At 60.0% G+C, this 17,906-nt stretch carries 16 protein-coding genes; 12 read left to right on the forward strand and 4 right to left on the reverse strand.

The window, feature by feature from the left end:
• Positions 1-145: 145 nt before the first annotated feature.
• Complete coding sequence (locus F2P67_RS13825) at positions 146-1,639, reverse strand: CoA-acylating methylmalonate-semialdehyde dehydrogenase (RefSeq protein ID WP_166221006.1); 1,494 nt, start codon at positions 1,637-1,639, stop codon at positions 146-148.
• A gap of 76 nt (positions 1,640-1,715) precedes the next feature.
• Positions 1,716-3,065, reverse strand: coding sequence for an omega-aminotransferase AptA (gene aptA / locus F2P67_RS13830; RefSeq protein WP_166221007.1), 1,350 nt, complete (start codon positions 3,063-3,065; stop codon positions 1,716-1,718).
• 138 nt (positions 3,066-3,203) lie between these two features.
• On the opposite strand from aptA, the gene F2P67_RS13835 reads away from it, so the two are divergent.
• The 7 genes from F2P67_RS13835 (at position 3,204) to F2P67_RS13865 (ending at position 11,092) form a co-directional block, all read left to right on the forward strand.
• Complete coding sequence (locus tag F2P67_RS13835; RefSeq protein WP_166221008.1) at positions 3,204-4,124, forward strand: LysR family transcriptional regulator; 921 nt, start codon at positions 3,204-3,206, stop codon at positions 4,122-4,124.
• A gap of 122 nt (positions 4,125-4,246) precedes the next feature.
• Positions 4,247-5,635 (forward strand): uracil-xanthine permease family protein, encoded by a 1,389-nt coding sequence (locus tag F2P67_RS13840; protein WP_166221009.1) that lies wholly within the window; start codon positions 4,247-4,249, stop codon positions 5,633-5,635.
• 87 nt (positions 5,636-5,722) lie between these two features.
• On the forward strand, positions 5,723-6,373 hold the full coding sequence (locus F2P67_RS13845) for a TetR/AcrR family transcriptional regulator (RefSeq protein WP_166221010.1): 651 nt from the start codon (positions 5,723-5,725) through the stop codon (positions 6,371-6,373).
• Positions 6,374-6,380: 7 nt separating this feature from the next.
• Positions 6,381-6,962: an IMPACT family protein gene (locus F2P67_RS13850; RefSeq protein WP_166221011.1), complete on the forward strand. Its 582-nt coding sequence runs from the start codon at positions 6,381-6,383 to the stop codon at positions 6,960-6,962.
• 536 nt (positions 6,963-7,498) lie between these two features.
• Positions 7,499-9,046, forward strand: coding sequence for an ABC transporter ATP-binding protein (locus F2P67_RS13855; RefSeq protein ID WP_166221012.1), 1,548 nt, complete (start codon positions 7,499-7,501; stop codon positions 9,044-9,046).
• Between the two features lie 13 nt (positions 9,047-9,059).
• Positions 9,060-10,166 carry an ABC transporter permease gene (locus F2P67_RS13860; RefSeq protein ID WP_166221013.1) on the forward strand — a complete coding sequence of 369 codons (1,107 nt, stop codon included), beginning with the start codon at positions 9,060-9,062 and terminating at the stop codon, positions 10,164-10,166.
• Entirely contained in the window at positions 10,166-11,092 is a 927-nt protein-coding gene (locus F2P67_RS13865; protein ID WP_166221014.1) for an ABC transporter permease, read from the forward strand. Before F2P67_RS13860 ends, F2P67_RS13865 begins: the two co-directional genes overlap by 1 nt.
• Here the strand turns inward: F2P67_RS13865 and F2P67_RS13870 are convergent.
• Positions 11,089-11,505, reverse strand: a complete 417-nt coding sequence (locus F2P67_RS13870) for a hypothetical protein (RefSeq protein WP_166221040.1) — start codon at positions 11,503-11,505, stop codon at positions 11,089-11,091. The two genes, F2P67_RS13865 and F2P67_RS13870, sit on opposite strands and share 4 nt — an antisense overlap.
• 83 nt (positions 11,506-11,588) lie before the next feature.
• On the opposite strand from F2P67_RS13870, the gene F2P67_RS13875 reads away from it, so the two are divergent.
• The 3 genes from F2P67_RS13875 (at position 11,589) to F2P67_RS13885 (ending at position 14,264) form a co-directional block, all read left to right on the forward strand.
• Positions 11,589-11,939: a MerR family transcriptional regulator gene (locus F2P67_RS13875; protein ID WP_166221015.1), complete on the forward strand. Its 351-nt coding sequence runs from the start codon at positions 11,589-11,591 to the stop codon at positions 11,937-11,939.
• A 25-nt stretch (positions 11,940-11,964) separates the two neighbouring features.
• Entirely contained in the window at positions 11,965-12,651 is a 687-nt protein-coding gene (locus F2P67_RS13880; protein ID WP_166221016.1) for an SDR family oxidoreductase, read from the forward strand.
• A gap of 254 nt (positions 12,652-12,905) precedes the next feature.
• Positions 12,906-14,264, forward strand: a complete 1,359-nt coding sequence (locus F2P67_RS13885) for an 8-oxoguanine deaminase (protein WP_166221017.1) — start codon at positions 12,906-12,908, stop codon at positions 14,262-14,264.
• Between the two features lie 59 nt (positions 14,265-14,323).
• Here the strand turns inward: F2P67_RS13885 and F2P67_RS13890 are convergent, their stop codons facing one another.
• Complete coding sequence (locus F2P67_RS13890; protein WP_166221018.1) at positions 14,324-15,415, reverse strand: calcium:cation antiporter; 1,092 nt, start codon at positions 15,413-15,415, stop codon at positions 14,324-14,326.
• 286 nt (positions 15,416-15,701) lie between these two features.
• Between F2P67_RS13890 and F2P67_RS13895 the strand changes: the two genes are divergently transcribed.
• Positions 15,702-16,775: a BMP family ABC transporter substrate-binding protein gene (locus F2P67_RS13895; protein ID WP_166221019.1), complete on the forward strand. Its 1,074-nt coding sequence runs from the start codon at positions 15,702-15,704 to the stop codon at positions 16,773-16,775.
• A gap of 141 nt (positions 16,776-16,916) precedes the next feature.
• A complete protein-coding gene (locus F2P67_RS13900; protein ID WP_166221020.1) occupies positions 16,917-17,882 on the forward strand; it encodes a 2-oxoglutarate and iron-dependent oxygenase domain-containing protein in 966 nt (321 codons plus the stop codon).
• Positions 17,883-17,906: the final 24 nt, after the last annotated feature.

Consider the following 17,906-nt stretch of genomic DNA (forward strand, 5'->3'; position numbering starts at 1 on the left):
TTCGACTGCGCCGGAAGTGGTGCGAATTATAGACATCTGAAATTCGCCGTCAACCCCTATTTTCATAAATCTGTCATATCGGTCAAAAAAGTCCGAAAACGCAAAGGCCGACCTTAATAGGTCGGCCTTCGTTGCACGGCACTACTTACAAGCTAGGGAATGCAAACTGCGAAGCCTCATGACTCGCACGCTGCGGCCAGCGCTGGGTGATTGCCTTGCGACGGGTATAGAAGCGTACACCGTCCGGGCCATAAGCATGCAGGTCGCCAAACAGCGAACGCTTCCAGCCACCGAAGCTGTGGTAAGCCACCGGCACCGGCAACGGCACGTTGACGCCGACCATGCCGACTTCGATCTCGTCACAGAACAGACGCGCTGCTTCACCGTCACGGGTAAAGATACAGGTACCGTTGCCGTATTCATGATCGTTGATCAGTTGCATCGCCTCTTCCAGGCTGTTCACTCGGACGACGCACAGCACCGGCCCGAAGATCTCTTCTTTATAGATGCGCATCTCTGGGGTGACGTTGTCGAACAGGCAGCCGCCGAGGAAGAAGCCTTCTTCATGCCCTGTCACGCTCAGACCCCGACCGTCGACTACCAGGGTCGCGCCCGCTGCCACGCCGTCATCAACATAACCGCTGACTTTGTCGCGTGCCTGACCGGTTACCAGTGGGCCCATGTCCAGACCACACGAAGTGCCTGCGCCGATTTTCAGCGCCTTGATCTGTGGAACCAGTTTGGCCACCAGCGCATCCGCAACCTGATCGCCGACACACACAGCAACCGAAATCGCCATGCAGCGTTCGCCGCAGGATCCGTACGCCGCGCCCATCAGTGCGCTGACCGCGTTGTCCAGATCGGCATCCGGCATCAGCACCGCGTGGTTCTTCGCGCCACCCAGTGCCTGAACGCGTTTGCCGCGCTTGGTGCCTTCGGCATAGATGTATTCGGCAATCGGCGTCGAGCCAACGAAGCTCAGCGCTTTGACTTCCGGCGCTTCGATCAGTGCGTCCACCGCTGTCTTGTCGCCATGCACGACGCTCATCACGCCTTTCGGCAGACCAGCCTCCAGCAACAGTTGGGCAATCAGCAGTGTGGAACTTGGATCACGCTCGGACGGTTTGAGGATAAAGCAGTTGCCACAGACGATTGCCAGCGGGTACATCCACAGCGGCACCATGGCCGGGAAGTTGAACGGCGTGATGCCGGCAACAATGCCCAACGGCTGGAAGTCCGACCATGCATCAATGTTCGGGCCGACGTTGCGGCTGTACTCGCCCTTGAGGATTTCCGGGGCGGCGCAGGCGAACTCGACGTTCTCGATACCGCGTTTCAGTTCACCGGCGGCATCTTCCAGCGTCTTGCCGTGCTCTTCGCTGATCAATTGCGAGATGCGCGCTTCGTTCTGCTCCAGCAGTTGCTTGAAGCGGAACATTACCTGTGCACGTTTGGCCGGCGGGGTATTGCGCCATGCCGGGAACGCAGCCTTGGCAGCATCGATCGCTTTCTGGATGGTTGCCTGACTGGCGAGTGGCAGTTTGTGGATAGCCTGACCGGTGGACGGGTTGAACACATCAACCGCGCGACCGTTCTCGGTCACCAGTTCGCCATTGATCAAATGCGGGATAACGCTCATCGAAAACTCCTGAATTCTTGTCCGCCGACGCCCGCGAGGGCCGTCGGCTGTTTGTACTTATATATAGAGGGAAAAATCAGTCGAGCTTGTTCAGCACTTCGCCGACCGCGTCGAACAGACGATCAAGGTCTTGTGGCTTGCTGTTGAAGGTTGGGCCGAACTGCAGGGTGTCTCCGCCGAAGCGCACGTAGAATCCGGCTTTCCACAGGGCCATGCCCGCTTCGAACGGACGCACGATCGCATCGCCGTCACGACCGGCAATCTGGATCGCACCGGCCAGACCGTAGTTGCGAATGTCGATCACGTTCTTCGCACCTTTCAGGCCGTGCAGGGCGTTTTCGAAATGCGGCGCGACTTCGGCCACGCTCTGCACCAGGTTTTCCTTTTGCAGCAGGTCGAGTGCCGCCAGGCCAGCAGCGCAAGCCACCGGATGCGCCGAGTAGGTGTAGCCGTGCGGGAATTCCACGGCGTACTCAGGTGTCGCCTGATTCATGAAGGTCTGGTAGATCTCGGAGCTGGCAATCACCGCGCCCATCGGGATCGCGCCGTTGGTGACTTGCTTGGCGATGCACATCAGATCCGGAGTCACGCCGAAAGTGGTGGCGCCGAACATGGTGCCGGTACGGCCGAAACCGGTGATCACTTCGTCGAACACCAGCAGGATGTTGTGCTGATCGCAGATCTCGCGCAGACGTTTCAGATAACCCTGTGGTGGGACCAGTACGCCAGCTGAACCGGCCAGAGGCTCGACGAACACGGCGGCGATGTTCGACGCATCATGCAGCTCGATCAGTTTGAGCAGTTCGTCAGCCAGGGCGATACCGCCCTGCTCCGGCATGCCACGGGAAAATGCGTTGCTGGCAAGCAGAGTGTGCGGCAGGTGATCGACGTCCATCATCGACTGGCCGAACAACTTGCGGTTGCCGTTGACGCCACCGAGGCTGGTGCCGGCGATGTTCACACCGTGGTAACCACGGGCGCGGCCGATCATTTTGGTCTTGGTCGACTGACCTTTCAGACGCCAGTAGGCACGCACCATTTTCACCGCGGTATCGGCGCACTCGGAGCCCGAGTCGGTGAAGAACACGTGGTTCAGGTTACCCGGAGTCAGATCAGTGATCTTTTCCGCAAGCTGAAACGACAACGGATGGCCGTACTGGAAGCCCGGCGAGTAGTCCAGCGTGCCCAGTTGTTTCGAGACCGCTTCCTGAATTTCCTTGCGGGTATGCCCGGCGCCACATGTCCACAGACCGGACAGCGAGTCGTACACCTTGCGCCCCTTGTCGTCGATCAGCCAACTGCCTTCGGCGCCAACGATCAGGCGCGGGTCGCGCTGGAAGTTACGGTTGGCGGTGTACGGCATCCAGTGCGCGTCCAGCTTCAGTTGGCTGGCCAGTGGCGACGACGCGTTTTCAGGCATGTTCATCGGGCAAAACCTCGCAGGGCATAAGCTTCAGGGAGATAGAAAGCGTTGTTGCAGCTAAATTGCCACGGCGATAAAGTCGGTGAAATTCAACTTTTCTAACCTTTAGTTAGAAACCTGCTAAACATTGAGAATAAAAACATGAGCAGCCGCCGCCCCGATCCGCTGGCCCAGGTAAGTGACTTTGATATTCGCCTGCTGCGGATTTTTCGCAGCGTGGTGGAATGCGGCGGCTTCTCGGCGGCGGAAACCGTGCTGGGTGTCGGTCGCTCGGCGATCAGCCAGCAGATGAGCGATCTGGAGCAGCGCCTGGGCCTGCGCTTGTGTCAGCGTGGCCGTGCGGGCTTTTCGCTGACCGAAGAAGGTCGCGAGGTCTATCAATCAGCGCTGCAACTATTGAGTGCGCTGGAAAGTTTTCGCACCGAGGTCAACGGCCTGCACCAGCATTTGCGTGGCGAACTGATCATCGGCCTGACCGACAACCTCGTCACCCTGCCCCACATGCGCATCACCCACGCCCTCGCCCAATTGAAGGAGCGCGGGCCGGATGTGCAGATTCAGATTCGCATGATCGCGCCGAATGAAGTCGAGCAAGGTGTACTCGACGGGCGCCTGCATGTCGGCGTGGTGCCGCAGGCCAGTGCCTTGTCAGGCCTGGAGTATCAGCCGTTGTATAGCGAACGCTCACTGCTTTACTGCGCGGTCGGCCATCCACTGTTTTATGTCGATGACAAACAACTCGATGACGAACGCCTGAACAGTCAGGACGCAATCGCGCCGACATTCCGTTTGCCAGCCGATATCCAGGCGCATTACCAGGCGCTCAATTGCACCGCCAGTGCTTCCGACCGCGAAGGCATGGCGTTTCTGATTCTGACCGGGCGCTACATCGGTTATCTGCCGGATCACTACGCCAGTCTGTGGGTGCAGCAGGGACGCCTGCGTGCACTGAAAGCATCGACGCGGTTTTATGACCTCAGCCTCGCATCGGTCACGCGCAAGGGCCGGCGCCCCCATTTGGTGCTGGAAAGCTTTCTCGAAAGCCTGGCGGCGACACGCTGAAAAACCCTGAAGACCTCAGCCACATTGGGCCTCACAGACAAAACAGCGAAATAACCTGAGCAAGTGGACAGCTTTTTGCAAAGCAGGAACGACCCCGATCCTTCAACAAGAAGTCCATGCCCATGCAGCCAGATTCCGCACCGTCCAGCGACCTGATCTACGGCCTCGATGACCGCCCCAAACCCCTCGCCGCAATACTCGCGGCACTGCAACACGTGCTCGCCAGTTTCGTCGGCATCATTACACCGCCGCTGGTGATTGGCTCGGCGCTCGGGCTGACCGCGCATTTACCCTACCTGATCAGCATGGCGTTGATGGTCTCGGGCGTCGGCACGTTTATACAGGCGCGACGGCCGTTCGGCATTGGCGCCGGAATGATCTGTTTGCAGGGCACCAGTTTCGCCTTTCTCGGTGCAGTGCTGTCGGCCGGGTTTCTGGTCAAGCAGCGCGGCGGCAGCCCGGAAGACATTCTGGCGATGATCTTCGGCGTGTGTTTTTTCGGTGCAATCGTGCAGATCGTCCTCAGCCGCTTCATCGGTCAATTGCGCCGAGTGGTTACGCCGTTGGTGACCGGGATTGTCATCACGCTGATCGGCATCAGCCTGATCAAGGTTGGCATCACCGATCTGGGCGGCGGTTTCAATGCGCCGGACTTCGGCGCGCCGGGCAATCTGGCGTTGGGTGTGTTCGTGTTGCTGACGATCATTCTGCTCAATCGCTCGAACACGCCGTGGGTGCGGCTGTCGGCGATCATCATAGGCCTGCTGCTCGGCAGCCTGGCGGCTTGGTTCAGCGGCAAACTCGTGCCGCAGCCATTGCCTGACCTACCGCTGATGAGTCTTCCTACACCGTTCAAGTTCGGATTCAGCTTCGACTGGACGGCTTTCCTACCCGTCGCGCTGATTTATCTGATCAGCACCATCGAAACCGTCGGTGACCTCACCGCCAACTGCATGCTCGCTCGCCAACCGATCAGCGGCCCTTCTTATATAAGTCGCTTGCGTGGCGGCGTGCTCGGTGATGGCGTGAGCTGCATGATCGCCGCCACCTTCAGCGCCTTTCCCAACACAACCTTTGCGCAGAATAACGGCGTGATCCAGTTGACCGGGGTCGCCAGCCGTTACGTTGGCCTATACATCGGCGCGATTCTGTTCTGCCTCGGCCTGTTCCCCATGATCGGCGCTGTTCTGCAACAGATCCCGAAACCGGTGCTCGGTGGTGCCACGTTGGTGATGTTCGGCGCGGTGGCGGCGGCAGGGGTGCGCATTCTCGCGCAGTCGCCGCTGGACCGGCGCAGCATGTTGATCATCGCCACCTCGTTCGGCGTCGGCCTGGGCATCGCCGCGCAACCGAACCTGCTGCACCTGCTGCCGAAACTGGTGCAAAACCTGTTCGACTCGGCAATCACCAGCGGCGGGTTGACCGCAATCGTGCTCTGCCTACTGCTGCCCGAGGCCAAAGCAGACACCGTGGAATCGCATGCGCCACTGAACAAGATCGAACAGGCGTAACGGTTTATTGCTTCAGGGCTTGCCGGATGCCTGTGGGTGCGTTATCAACGCAACTGGTTGCACCCACAGACAAACCCGGAAGTGCCTATGACCTTTGAAGTCCCAGCTCATGGCGGCAAACCCGCCAGCCGCATTCGTCAAAAGAACGAAGAGACCATCCTCAAAGCCGCCGAAGACGAATTCGCCCGTCACGGGTACAAAGGCACCAGCATGAACACCATCGCCCAGAATGCCGGGTTGCCCAAGGCTAACCTGCATTACTACTTCACCAACAAGTTGGGGCTATACATAGCGGTGCTGAGCAACATCATCGAATTGTGGGACAGCACCTTCAACACCCTCACTGCCGAGGACGATCCGGCCGAAGCGCTGACCCGCTACATCCGCGCCAAAATGGAATTCTCCCGACGTCAGCCACAGGCCTCGCGGATCTTCGCGATGGAAGTGATCAGCGGTGGCGAATGCCTGACCGAGTATTTCAACCAGGACTATCGCGCCTGGTTCCAGGGCCGCGCGGCGGTGTTTCAAGCCTGGATTGATGCGGGCAAAATGGACCCGGTCGACCCGGTGCACCTGATCTTTCTGTTGTGGGGCAGCACCCAGCACTACGCCGACTTCGCCACGCAGATCTGCCGGGTCAGCGGTCGCAGCAAGTTGACCAAGCAGGACATGGAAGACGCCGGCAACAACCTGATCCGTATCATTCTCAAAGGCTGCGGCCTCACTCCTTCTATTTAAGACGTCTATGCCTTTCACCCTCAGCGACTTTTGCGAGTACCGCGAAGAGATTCGCAAAAGCCGCTTCATCACCTTCGCCACGCCAATCGGCAGCCCCGCCGACGCGCAGGCGTTCTTCGAACAACACAGCGACTTGAACGCCTCGCACAATTGCTGGGCGTGGAAACTCGGCGATCAATATCGCAGCAACGATGACGGCGAACCCGGCGGTACGGCCGGGCGACCGATTCTGGCCGCGATCGAAGCGCAGGATTGCGATCAGGTCGCGGTGCTGGTGATCCGCTGGTACGGCGGTATCCAGTTGGGCACCGGCGGTTTGGCCCGGGCCTACGGTGGCGGCGCGAACAAGTGCCTGCAAACGGCGGCGAAAGTCGAGTTGATCAGCCGGGTGCCGCTGCGTTGCGCCTGCGGTTTTGCGGAGTTGGCGCTGGTGAAATTGCGCGTAGCAGATCTCGGCGGCCTGGTTGTGGAGGAACACTTCACCGCCAATGGCGTCGAGTTACAGCTTGCGGTGGCAGAAGCGCAAATAGAACGGCTGCAAAACCAACTGGCGGATTTGAGTCGCGGGCGAATTCTGCTGCAGCGCTAATGGCTGCAATGTTTTGGGGCAATCGCGGTTTTGCTTATTCCCGTCACTTGCCCACATCTGCTGTGCACCCGACTGTGGATAACCTGAGTACATAACGCTGTAACCCTTCTGTCACGCGGGTTTGCGCGGTTTGCTCACTTTTCGTTCAATTCATCCTTTCTCACAATAATTTCAAGCAGAAACAATCAGTTAGCTTGGTTTATCACCATTAGTAGAAAGCACTAGGATGCTTATGCCCATGCGGGTGGCTTGCGCACAATAACTGTGGAGCAACCTGTGGATAACCCGTTCATGGCTGGCGCAGTTGCAGGTGCTGCCTAGGCCGTGACGCTTTGTGCATTTTTTGATCAGTTGCCGACGGGCAAAACTGGAGCCCGATCAACGGCTTTGCTCTGAATTGGTGCCGTGGATTAGCCCGGTTTCTGCGCAACGTCTCTGGATTGCGCGCCGCCATGCCCGGCAGTTGAAGGTTCCTGACTCAATGGCCAGGAAATTGCTTTATCCACAGGCACAACTTCAAGTCAGTCGAGCCTGTCATGCCCATCCCGTCTCCCACCCCGCGCCTGCAACTGCGCCATATCAGCAAACGCTACCCCGGTTGTCTGGCCAACGACGCCATCGACCTGAGCATCGCGCCCGGAGAAATTCACGCCTTGCTCGGTGAGAACGGTGCGGGCAAGAGCACATTGATGAAGATCATCTACGGCGTCACTCAAGCCGATGCGGGCGAGATGCTCTGGCAAGGTCAGCGTGTAAACATGCGCAATCCGGCGCAGGCACGGCAGTTGGGCATCGGCATGGTGTTTCAGCATTTCTCGCTGTTCGAAACCCTGACCGTGGCGCAGAACATTGCCCTGGCGATGGGCGCAAAGGCCGGCACACCGACACAGCTGGAGCCGAAAATTCGCGAGGTGTCGCAACGCTACGCAATGGCGCTGGAGCCTGCACGACTTGTCCACAGCCTGTCGATTGGCGAGCGCCAGCGGGTGGAAATCATCCGCTGCCTGATGCAGGACATTCGCCTGCTGATCCTCGATGAACCCACTTCGGTGCTGACGCCGCAGGAGGCAGACGAATTGTTCGTTACCCTGCGCCGCCTCGCCGCCGAAGGCTGCAGCATTTTGTTTATCAGCCACAAACTCGCCGAGGTGCGCGCGTTGTGCCACAGCGCCACGGTGTTACGGGGCGGGCGCGTGGCCGGGCATTGCCTGCCGGCGCAATGCTCGGATCAACAACTGGCGCAAATGATGGTCGGCGAAGCGGCGGCGTTGATTGGCGATTATCCGAAGGTCAGCGGTGGCACGGCGTTTTTGCGGGTGCGCGGTTTGAGCTGGCACAACCCGGATCCGTTCGGCTGCTCGCTGAGCGACATAAACCTGCAGGTGCGCAGCGGTGAAATCGTCGGCATCGCCGGGGTGGCGGGCAATGGTCAAGATGAATTGCTCGCGCTGCTCAGTGGTGAACAAACCCTGCCCCGCCCCGAGGCTGCAACCCTACGATTCGGCGAAATAAACGTCGCCGATTTGCGTCCCGATGCCCGACGCAAACTTGGTCTGGCGTTCGTACCCGCCGAGCGACTGGGTCACGGTGCGGTGCCAGAGTTGAGTCTGGCGGACAACACTCTGCTCACTGCCTTCCAACAAGGATTGGTCAGCAACGGCTTGATCGAACGCAGCAAAGTCGAAGCCCTCGCCGAGACAATCATTCAGCGCTTCGGCGTGAAAACCCAAAGCACACAAACCGCCGCGCGCAGCCTGTCCGGCGGCAATCTGCAGAAATTCATTCTCGGCCGGGAGATTCTGCAACAGCCGAAACTGCTGATTGCCGCGCACCCGACCTGGGGCGTGGACGTCGGCGCCGCCGCGACCATTCATCGTGCGCTGATCGCGTTGCGCGATGCCGGCGCGGCGATCCTGGTGATTTCCGAAGACCTCGACGAACTGTTCCAGATCAGCGATCGCCTCGGTGCCTTGTGCGGCGGGCGTCTGTCAGCGCTGCAGAACACTGCGGATACACAACTCAGCGATGTCGGCGGCTGGATGGCCGGTCAGTTCGACGCCCCTCAACAACACGCCACGGTTTAACGGAGTTCTCAACATGCTGCTTTCCCTCGAACCCCGTGGCCAGCAATCGCAGCTGATGCTGTGGTGCTCGCCGTTACTGGCGGCGGTGCTGACACTCGGCTGCGGCTCGCTGCTGTTTATCGCCCTCGGCCACGACCCGCTGCAAACCCTGCACACGTTGCTGATCGCGCCGGTCAGCGACGTGTATGGCGTCTCCGAGTTGCTGGTCAAGGCCCTGCCGATTCTGCTTTGCGCCCTCGGTCTGGCGGTGGCTTATCAGGCGCGCATCTGGAACATCGGCGCCGAAGGCCAGTTGCTCCTCGGCGCCCTGGCCGGCAGCGCGTTGGCGGTGAACATCATCGACATCCAGAGCCGTTGGGCGCTGCTGTTGATTCTGCTCACCGGCACACTCGCCGGTGCGGCGTGGGCCGGGTTGACGGCGTGGCTGCGCACGCGTTTCAACGCCAACGAAATTCTCACAAGCATCATGCTCAATTACATCGCGCTGAACCTGCTGCTGTTCTGCGTGCATGGTCCGTTGAAAGATCCGGCCGGGTTCAACTTTCCCGAGTCGGCGATGTTCGGCGACGCCAGCCGTTTGCCGTTGTTGCTGGAGGATGGCCGCGTGCATGCCGGGGTGTATTTCGCCCTGCTCGCACTGGTCGCGGTGTGGGTGTTGCTGCAGAAAAGCTTTGTCGGTTTCCAGATCAAAGTGTTGGGGCTGGACAAGCGCGCGGCAGGTTTTGTCGGCTTTCGCGAGAAGCGTCTGATCTGGCTGGCGCTGTTGATCAGTGGCGGGCTTGCCGGGTTGGCCGGGGTCTGTGAAGTCACCGGGCCAATTGGCCAATTGGTGCCGCAGGTGTCGCCGGGTTATGGCTACGCGGCGATTACTGTGGCGTTTCTCGGGCGCCTGAATCCGCTCGGGATTCTGTTTTCCAGTCTGTTGATGGCGCTGCTGTACATCGGTGGCGAGAGCGCGCAAATGACCCTGAATCTGCCGCAGGCGATCACCCAGTTGTTTCAAGGAATGATGCTGTTCTTCCTGCTCGCCTGCGACGTGCTGATTCTCTATCGGCCACGCCTGAAACTGCGCTGGACACGGCGTACTTCGACCACCGCCGTAACCGCCGGAGCGCTGTGATGGATATCGATCTGCTGAGCAATATTTTCTACGCCATGGTGCGTTGCGGTACGCCGCTGCTGTTGGTGGCGCTGGGGGAACTGATCTGCGAGAAGAGCGGTGTGCTCAATCTCGGGCAGGAAGGGATGATGCTGTTTGGCGCGGTGACCGGTTTTATCGTTGCCTTCAGCACCGGCGATCTGTGGCTCGGCGTTGTGCTCGCAATGCTCGCCGGGATGCTGCTGTCGTCGCTGTTTGCTCTGGTGGCGCTGGTGTTCAATGCCAATCAGGTGGCGACCGGGTTGGCGCTGACGATTTTTGGCGTGGGGCTGTCGACCTTCGTTGGCGCGGCGTGGGTCGGTAAACCATTGGCCGGGTTCGAGCCGTTGGCTATTCCGTACTTGAGTGAAATCCCGCTGATCGGGCGGATGCTGTTTGCTCAGGATCTGCTGGTGTATCTGTCGTTCGCACTGTTTACGCTGGTGGCGTGGGTGATCGTCAAAAGCCGTGTCGGCTTGATCATTCAAGCGGTTGGCGAGAACCCCGATGCGGCCAGTGCGATGGGCTTGCCGGTGTTGACCGTGCGCACGCTGGCCGTGTTGTTCGGCGGCGCGATGGCCGGACTGGCCGGGGCATATCTGTCGCTGGCGTACACGCCGATGTGGGCAGAAAACATGACCGCCGGGCGCGGCTGGATTGCACTGGCATTGGTGGTGTTCGCCAGTTGGCGCGTGTGGCGGTTGTTGCTCGGCGCCTACCTGTTCGGGCTCGCCAGTATCCTGCACCTGGTGGCGCAGGGACTGGGGCTGGCGATTCCGTCGAGTCTGCTGGCGATGCTGCCATACGTGGCAACCATTGTGGTGCTGGTGTTGTTGTCGCGCGATGCGGTGCGTACGCGGTTGTACGCGCCGGTTTCGCTGGGGCAGCCGTGGCAGTCAGGGCATTAAAGGGTTGCTGAGCGGGCCTCTTCGCGAGCAGGCTCTTGAACAGGCAACACTTGTGCAAAGCCCCACGCCAGCTCGAAGACCAGAAAAACCAGCAAGATCGAACTGGTACCGTGCATCAGCGCATAGCCCTGCCAAGCCGCAAACAGAAACCGCGCCACCGCGTCATAACGGCCATAAAGCGCCTGCGGATCGCGAATCCGCAGCACCGCCCACACGCACACCACTGATCCCAACAGGTTCGCCATCAGCACATGCGCAGGCTGGAATTCCGGCAAGTCACCCGGCAAATTCAGCGCGGTCAAAAAACCATGCAGTGCGGCAAAACTCCACGGTGTGGCAAAGGCTGCCGTCACGATCAGGTCATACCAGGCACTGCCGCGCACCACGTTTCGATACTGCTGCGAAGTCCACATCATCCATGCTCCAGAAATTTGAGGAGCAGGCACGGTAAAGCCTGGAGTATGCTCCAGGGTCAAGACCTCTTTTGTGAGCCAGCATGCGCATCGGTGAATTGGCCCAGGCCAGCGCAGTCAGCCGCGACACTTTGCGTTTCTACGAGCAGCGCGGGTTGATCGCGGCGCAACGCAGCGCCAACGGTTATCGCGACTATCCGCCGGAGATGGTGCAACTGGTGCTCTACATCAAGACCGCGCAACGGCTGGGCTTTACCCTCGGCGAGATTGGCAACAGCGTCGCCGCCCTGTGGAATGCACCCGACCCGGATAACGCCGTGGCGCAGTTGCTGCGCGACAAATTGCAACTGATCGAAACCCGCATGAGCGAACTCGACGACTTGCGTCATGATTTGCAACAACGGCTCGGTCAGGCGTGTCCATTGAATCCGTGAACCGTAACTTTCAAGGAATCCCATCATGTCCCAGGCAAAAAACGCACTGATCATTGGCGCCTCCCGTGGCTTGGGCCTCGGGTTGGTGAAAACCCTGCTGGCTGACGGCTGGCAAGTGACGGCCACCGTGCGCAATCCACAAAAGGCCGAGGCGCTGCAAGCGCTGGGCAAGGTGCGCATCGAGAAGCTGGACATGGACGACCAGCAAGCAGTAATCGCCTTGAGCCAGCAGCTCAAGGGCGAAACCTTCGACCTGCTGTTCGTCAACGCCGGGGTCAAAGGCCCGGACGTGCAGACGCCGGGCGGGGCGACGCTGGCCGAAGTCGGACAGCTGTTTTTCACCAACGCCGTGGCACCGATCAATCTGGCCCAGCGTTTTGTCGGGCAGATCCGCGATGGCAGCGGCGTGCTGGCGTTCATGAGTTCTGTGCTGGGCAGCGTAACCATGCCGGACGCGCCGGAACTGGCGTTGTACAAAGCGAGCAAGGCTGCGCTGAACTCGATGACCAACAGTTTCGTCACTCAGTTGGGTGAGCAGAAACTGACTGTGCTGTCGCTGCACCCGGGTTGGGTGAAGACCGACATGGGTGGCGAAAATGCCGAGATCGATGTCGAGACCAGCACGCGCGGTTTGATTGATCAGGTCGAAGCGTTTGCCGGCAAGGGCGGCCATCACTTCGTCAACTACAAGGGTGAAACCATTCCCTGGTAAACCCACAAATCCCCTGTAGGAGTGAGCCTGCTCGCGATAGCGGTTTGTCAGATACAAATCATTCGACTGACACACCGCTATCGCGAGCAGGCTCACTCCTACAAGGGCATTGTGTTGTCCGGTCGGGCGGGGCTTGCCCGATGCGGCGTTTTGTTTGAAACTGCGCACCTCGTCCTTCGCGGCGACCCTGGATCAGCAGACAGGGCATCACTGAGCTGGCAACCCTGAACCCCACTTTCAGAGGAGCCGGCAAAATGCCCGCGACCCGTACCTGGTTAAAAAATCCCCTCGCTATTTTCACCTCCAACGAGCTTGATGCCCGTGGCGGTCTTGTGGTGCAAGACGGTGTCATCGTCGAAGTCCTCGCTGCCGGTCAACAGCCGTCCGCGCCATGCAATGAAGTGTTCGATGCCCGCGAACACGTGATCCTGCCGGGCCTGATCAACACCCACCATCATTTTTATCAAACCCTGACTCGCGCCTGGGCGCCGGTGGTCAATCAGCCGTTGTTCCCGTGGCTGAAAACCCTGTATCCGGTGTGGGCACGCCTGACCCCCGAGAAACTCGCCCTCGCCACCAAAGTCGCGCTGGCAGAACTGCTGCTCTCCGGTTGCACCACCGCTGCCGACCACCACTACCTGTTCCCGGACGGCCTGGAAAACGCCATCGACGTGCAAGTCGAGACCGTGCGTGAACTGGGCATGCGTGCCATGCTCACTCGCGGCTCGATGAGCCTCGGCGAGAAGGACGGCGGTCTGCCGCCGCAGCAGACCGTGCAGGAAGGTCAGGTGATTCTCGACGACAGTCAGCGCCTGATTCACGAGTACCACGAACGTGGCGATGGTGCGCAGATCCAGATCGCGCTGGCGCCTTGCTCGCCGTTCTCGGTAACCCCGGAAATCATGTCGGCCAGCGCCGAACTGGCGAACAAACTCGATGTGCGCCTGCACACGCACCTCGCCGAAACCCTCGATGAAGAAGACTTCTGCCTGCAGCGTTTCGGCCTGCGCACCGTGGATTATCTGGACAGTGTCGGCTGGCTCGGCCCGCGCACCTGGCTGGCTCACGGCATCCACTTCAACCCGGACGAAATCGCCCGCCTCGGTCAGGCCGGCACCGGTATTTGCCATTGCCCAAGTTCGAACATGCGCCTGGCCTCCGGCATCTGCCCGAGCGTCGATCTGACCGACGCTGGCGCTCTGTTTGGCCTGGGCGTGGACGGTTCGGCGTCCAACGATGCCTCGAACATGATTCTTGAAGCGCGTCAGGCCCTGTACATCCAGCGCTTGCGTTACGGCGCCGAGAAGATCACCCCGGAGCGTGTACTCGGCTGGGCAACCAAGGGTTCGGCGAGCCTGTTGGGGCGTACCGACATTGGTGAACTGGCGGTCGGCAAGCAGGCGGATCTGGCGTTGTTCAAGCTCGATGAACTGCGCTTCTCCGGCAGCCACGACCCGATCTCGGCATTGCTGTTGTGCGGCGCGGACCGGGCGGATCGGGTGATGGTCGGCGGCAAGTGGCGTGTGGTTGACGGGCAGGTTGAAGGTCTTGACCTCAAGGGGCTGATCGCCGATCACAGCCAGGCGGCTCGCCAACTGATCGCCGGCACCTGATCCAACACCATCCCTGTAGGAGTGAGCCTGCTCGCTCCTACATTAGCTTTGTGGTGGCATCAAAGGCCCAGCAGCGACAGCATGATGAACGTCGCGAACAGCACAAAGTGCGTCATGCCCTCAATGGCATTGGTCTCGCCGTCATTCAGGTTGATCGCGCTGACGATCAGCGTGATGAAGATCATCACCGTCTGCACCGGTGTCATCGCCATCTGAAATGGCTGGCCGGTGTAGAGCGCCATCGCCTCCATCACCGGCACGGTCAGGATCACCGTCGACAGTGACGCGCCCATCGCAATGTTGACCACCGACTGCATGCGGTTGGCCAGCGCCGCGCGCAACGCGGTCAGAATCTCCGGCGCTGCAGATATCGCCGCCACCAGAATCGCCGTGATTACCGGCGGTGCGCCCGTCCCTTCCAGACCCAGATCGAGGGTTTTCGACATCACCTCGGCCAGTGCGCCGATCACCACCACACCGAACACCAGAATGCCGATAGACAACGCCAGGCTGACCGGTTTCGGCTCCTCTTGCGCGGGCTCTTTCTTGCGGCGTTTGTCCGGGTAGCTGTAGCTGAAAAAGTAACTGTGCGGGCCGACCTGCATGCGCAGGAACAACGCATAAAGCACCACCATCGCGCCGATGGTAAATGCTGAATAAACCTTCCAGTTGGCCTCTGGAATAAACTCCGGCACCACCATCGACACGCCCATCGCGGTGAGGATCATCACACTGTAACTGCGCGCCGAGTCGTCGTTGTAGGACTGCTCGCCGTGCTTGATCCCGCCCATCAGTGCGGCGAGGCCGAGGATGCCGTTGATGTCGAGCATCACCGCCGAATAAATCGTGTCGCGCACCAGCGTCGGCGAGGCTTCGTTGCTCATCATGATCGCCAGGATCACCACTTCCACCAACACGGCGGCCAGCGTGAGAATCATCGTGCCGTAGGGGTCGCCGACTTTTTCCGCGAGCAACTCCGCCTGATGGGCGACGCGCATCGAGGCAGCGACGATGAAAGCGATCAGCACCAAACCAGAGATCAGCGCAACGATCTGGCCGCTGTGCAGCATCCAGTGTTCCAGCGGCCAGGCGACGCACGTGGCAATGACGGCCAGCAGCAGAAAGCTTTCTTGCTTGAGAATTGAGAGCATGGCGGGCCTTTTGCCGAGAGAGTCGAATGAGCTACTGACTGCGGGGCGGCGCTAACGTTTCGTTACACCTTAGCGCACCAGTGGATGGCAGCCGCTTTCAGGCCTGCACTTTTATTGGCCTTGAGGGCGTTATCGCGAGCAGGCTCACTCCTACAGGGGAACGCGTTCCCCTGTAGGAGTGAGCCTGCTCGCGATGGCCGTTACGCGGTTTTGGAAGGTTTGTTGTCCTGTTGGTCAGCAATTTGCATTGACCCTGACCACACACAACAAAATGGAGCTCCAATTCATGCAAATACGTCCGCTGCACAAACTGCTGTGCGCCGCCATCGGCCTGGGGATCAGCCTGAGCGCCAGCGCTGCCGATCCGTTGAAGGTCGGTTTCGTCTACATCGGCCCGATTGGCGACCACGGCTGGACGTATCAGCATGAACAGGGACGCAAGGCACTCGCGGAAAAATTCGGCAATCAGATCACCACCAATTACGTGGAGAACGTCGCCGAGGGCGCCGACGCCGAGCGGGTGATCCGCAACATGGCCAAGGACAAGTACGACCTGATCTTCACCACGTCCTTCGGCTACATGAACCCAACGGTGAAAGTCGCCAAGCAGTTTCCCAAGGTGACCTTCGAGCACGCCACCGGCTACAAGCAGGACAAGAACCTCGGCACCTATCTGGCGCGCACCTATGAGGGCCGCTACGTCGGCGGTTTCCTCGCGGCGAAGATGACCAAAACCAAAAAGATCGGCTACGTCGCTTCGTTCCCGATCCCTGAAGTGATCCGCGACATCAACGCCATTCAACTGGCCCTGAACAAGTACAACCCGGGCACCGAGATCAAAGTGGTGTGGGTCAATTCCTGGTTCGATCCGGGCAAAGAGGCCGATGCCGCGAACGCGCTGATCGATCAGGGCGTCGACGTGGTGTTCCAGCACACTGACAGTCCAGCGCCGATTCAGGCGGCCGAGCGTCGTGGCGTATATGCCGTGGGTTACGCCTCGGACATGGCGCACTTCGGCCCGAAAGCGGTGCTGACTTCGATCGTCAACGACTGGGCGCCGCATTACATTCAGGCGACGCAAAGCGTGATCGACCACACCTGGAAACCCCAGGATTACTGGGGCGGGTTGAAGGAAGGCACGGTTGAACTGCCGATCAGCGATCTGGTGCCGGCACCGGTGAAAGCCGAGGCCGAGCAGATCATTGCCGATATCAAGAGCGGCGCGTTGCAGCCATTTACCGGGCCGATCAAGGATCAGAGCGGCGTGGAGAAGATCCCCGCAGGCGTTAGCGCTACCACGGCAGAACTGGCGTCGATGAACTATTACGTTGAAGGCATGAAGGCCGAGATGCCGAAGTAATCCCGGGCCAATCTCCTTCCCCTGTAGGAGTGAGCCTGCTCGCGATAGCGGTGTGTCAGTCGACGTATCTGCATCTGACACACCGCTATCGCGAGCAGGCTCACTCCTACATTTGATCTTCAGCGCTCTCAAGGATTGTGTATGGATCAGCTTCCGATCATCGACATCTCACCGCTCTACTCCGACAACGAAAACGCCTGGCCCGCCGTCGCCGAACAGATCGACCACGCCTGCCGCGAATGGGGCTTTTTCTACATCAAGGGCCACCCGGTTTCGCCGCTGCGCATCGCCGAACTGCTGGATCACGCGCAACGTTTCTTTGCCCTGCCCGCCGCCGAAAAACTCAAGATCGACATCACCCGGACTCGCCACCACCGCGGCTACGGCGCCATCGCCACGGAACAACTCGACCCGAGCAAACCCAGCGACCTCAAGGAAACGTTCGACATGGGCCTGCACCTGCCGGCCAACCATCCCGAGGTGCTCGCAGAAAAACCTTTGCGCGGGCCGAACCGTCACCCTGCGCAAGCAGGATGGGAAGCGTTGATGGAGCAGCATTACCTTGACATGCAGGCTCTCGCACAAACCCTGCTGCGCGCCATGACGCTTGCGCTGGGCATCGAACGGGATTTCTTCGACAGCCGCTTTCATGAGCCGGTCAGCGTGTTGCGCATGATCCATTACCCGCCTCGCCACACCGCCAGTTCCGCCGAGCAGCAAGGTGCCGGCGCACATACCGATTACGGCTGCATCACTCTGCTGTATCAGGACGCCGCTGGCGGCTTGCAGGTGAAAAACGTAAAAGGCCAGTGGATCGACGCACCGCCCATCGACGGCACGTTCGTGGTCAACCTCGGCGACATGATGGCGCGCTGGAGCAATGACCGTTATCGCTCGACACCGCACCGGGTGATCAGCCCGCTCGGGGTGGATCGCTACTCGATGCCGTTCTTCGCCGAGCCACACCCGGACACCCGTATCGAATGCCTGCCAGGATGTCAGGACGCACAGCATCCGGCGAAATATCCGACGACCACCTGCGCCGAATTCCTGCTGTCGCGCTTCGCCGATACCTACGCTTATCGACGCGAACAAGAAGTAGTGTGATGGATCGCTTGGTCAGGTTTTGCC

This window comes from Pseudomonas atagonensis (assembly GCF_011369485.1).
Classification (GTDB): domain Bacteria; phylum Pseudomonadota; class Gammaproteobacteria; order Pseudomonadales; family Pseudomonadaceae; genus Aquipseudomonas; species Aquipseudomonas atagonensis.